This window comes from Leptospira borgpetersenii serovar Javanica (assembly GCF_003046425.1).
GTDB lineage: Bacteria > Spirochaetota > Leptospiria > Leptospirales > Leptospiraceae > Leptospira > Leptospira borgpetersenii.
In genome coordinates this window covers 265,001-267,500 of the sequence record NZ_QAJG01000001.1, presented here as the reverse complement: position 1 = coordinate 267,500, position 2,500 = coordinate 265,001, and the positions used below count along the sequence as shown (strand labels likewise).

General features: G+C 37.9%; 1 protein-coding gene and 1 pseudogene (1 of these 2 only partly in view). Both read right to left on the bottom strand.

Annotation, left to right across the window (positions count from 1 at the left end; genetic code table 11):
* Positions 1 to 1,118, bottom strand: partial view of an alpha/beta hydrolase gene (locus tag CLV95_RS01265; protein WP_002742972.1) — the 5' portion only. It extends 637 nt beyond the left edge of the window; the window shows 1,118 of its 1,755 coding nt (coding positions 1-1,118); its start codon is at positions 1,116 to 1,118; its stop codon lies beyond the left edge, outside the window.
* 889 nt (positions 1,119 to 2,007) lie between these two features.
* Positions 2,008 to 2,161: pseudogene (locus CLV95_RS01250) on the bottom strand (transposase); the annotation flags it as partial.
* Between the last annotated feature and the right edge of the window lie 339 nt (positions 2,162 to 2,500).

Below are 2,500 nucleotides of genomic sequence, written 5' to 3'. Positions count from 1 at the left end.
ATCGCCTCTTTGGGATCGGGAAGTGGGACCTTGTTTTGAGGATATTTGGAGATGAAGGTTTCGTAGGCGGATACATAGTATCTAGGAATCATTCCCCCCATACTGTGCCCCATCACTACGATTTTTTCTTTTGGAAAACTTTCTCGTATCCAATTGAGAACCGCGGGAAAATCTTCCTGAATGAAATCGTCGATCGTCCATCCTTCTTTAATTCCGTTGTAGGGAAGAGTTTGTCTGGAGCGACCGCGCATATCCATGGAAAAGACTCGGTAACCGTATTTGAGAGCCATCTCTCGTGCAACCTTGTCCATCACCGATCTTCTACAGAAAAAGCCGGGGATCAAAAGAAGGATTTTTCCGGTTTCGTTCGTTTTTTCCGGTTCGAATCGTTTTAGACTAACCGAAAAACCGTTGTTAGACGGAATAATATAACTCGCGTCCAAACGATAGGAACAATTGTAAGTATGACAATCGAAGATGATCGAAGTGACCGGATGTTGTTGTCCTCCGGTTCTCGTGTAATAAAGGTGTTTCGCGTAGGAATGAAGATCCGCTTTTTCTATATTCTTTTTTGCGATATAAGGATCCGCTTTGTTGTCCATTTCACGGGCGACTACAAAATCCACTACGTCGTAAAAGGAACTCAATTGTTCTCGAACTTCTTCTCTTTGTTCGTCGCTCATCCTATCTCTTCTAATTCCCCAGATCATACCGATCGGATTTCCTTTTACGAAAAGTGGAATTCCGGCTGCGTAGTTCATGGTCCCTGAAAGAAGATGTCTTAAATTCGGGTGAATTTTTTCGTCTTTGAGACTACTGAAAACGACTTCGGGACGTTTTTTGGTTTCGACTGATATGATCGCTTCTCGGATAAAATTCGCGGAAAGATTATCCTGGTCCTGGATCGATACGGGAAGAGTTCGGTTTATAAATTCTTGAATATCTTTGAGTCCGATTCGAGTCGCGACTTCTTTCATTTTAAAATGTGTGGAGGAGGCCACGATTTTTAAATTCTTGTCTTGAATCGCTTCAAAGACCGCATAGTTGAACATAGGTTGATTGTTCGTAAACGTTAAGGCGACGATTTTATTTACGAAAGAAGACCAAACTTTTTCCAAAAACTTATAGGTAGGATCCGGGATTGGAAATAGGAAAATGTCGTCGGCCGCTACGTTAAGTCCGCTCTTTCCTCTTTTTTTACGAGTCCCAGTTTTTTTTCGAGAAGTTCAGGCATTTACGACCAGAATTTTAAGTGAAAACTTCTCTGCCAACCTGGATTTAGACGTTGCGGCGAAAATTTCTGTTTATAGAGGTTTTGACGGAACGTGTGAATTATAGCTTGATTAAAAATTCTCATAGATCGGTAAAAATTAAAAACGTTCTCCGGAAATGATTTTTCATTCAAAAGAAAATACATTTGTGAACGTAGTATTTAGTATTCCTCGTTCGGAATCATGTTTTTCTTTTTTCAAAAGTTGGTTTAAACAATCGCTGTCGCTTCGCAAAATGTAGAAATATCGTCTATGATATGTAAGAATTCCTACCGAATTTAAATGATGACAACGTTCGTTAAAAAGCCGTAAACTAACAAAAAAACGTAATTTGTGAAAACTGTACGTTTTATTGCGATTGACGGTCGATTTTTTTAAGTTTTTGGGTGGATTTGAATTAAAAAATTACTACTCGGACGCATGGAAGTGGCTCCAAAATTAAGGAGTAATTTTGCAACGCACAGAAGCGTTTAAGAATTACATCCGATTCGTAATTTCATTTTTTTTGGAGAAGATTTTATATTCTAATTTTTGAAATAAGATCATCATGGTATTTTTTATGTGTCCAAGTGGTAAAATAATTGAATTATAAAATGATAAATTAAAAAAAATGTATGTGGTGTTGGCGTGGCTACTCGGACGATCAAGAAGTTTGAGCTTGTTTTAACGTAAGTTCGCTCTAAGTGGAAAGTGAATGTTGTAGATTGTCATTGAGACAAGTTCTTAATTTCAAATTTAAAGGCGTTAGCTTATTTTTCATATTCTTCTTTAATTTTGTAATGAGTTTGAATTCCATTTTTGAAAATACTTTCCAATAAAGATCGACTGATGTAATCTTTTTCTCCGAAAAGTTTTCCGAAGATATTTTTAGAAAGTGGGAAAATTACTTTCTATTTTTCGTCGTCACGTTTCTAAGAGATTTCATAGATCATTTACGATTAAGAGAGGTGTTCGTTTTAACGAAAAATTAAAAATACAACGCTGGAAGAGCGCCGCTTAAAGAACGTTTGGCTTTATTTAACGTGAGTTCGGCTTAACAAATGCGAAAGCGATTGTAGTGGAAATTCCGAAGGAATTGGAGCATTATGTTGCGACCGTAGGCAGCAACATTGAGTTAAAGCGCGGTTCAGCCTTTGCTTGCAAAGGCTGGATTCGTCCAAACTTTCTTACAGCGCGTTCCAAAAACTGCGGAAGCGATCCTTCGAAAGCGGTACTTTAGTTTTCTGTTT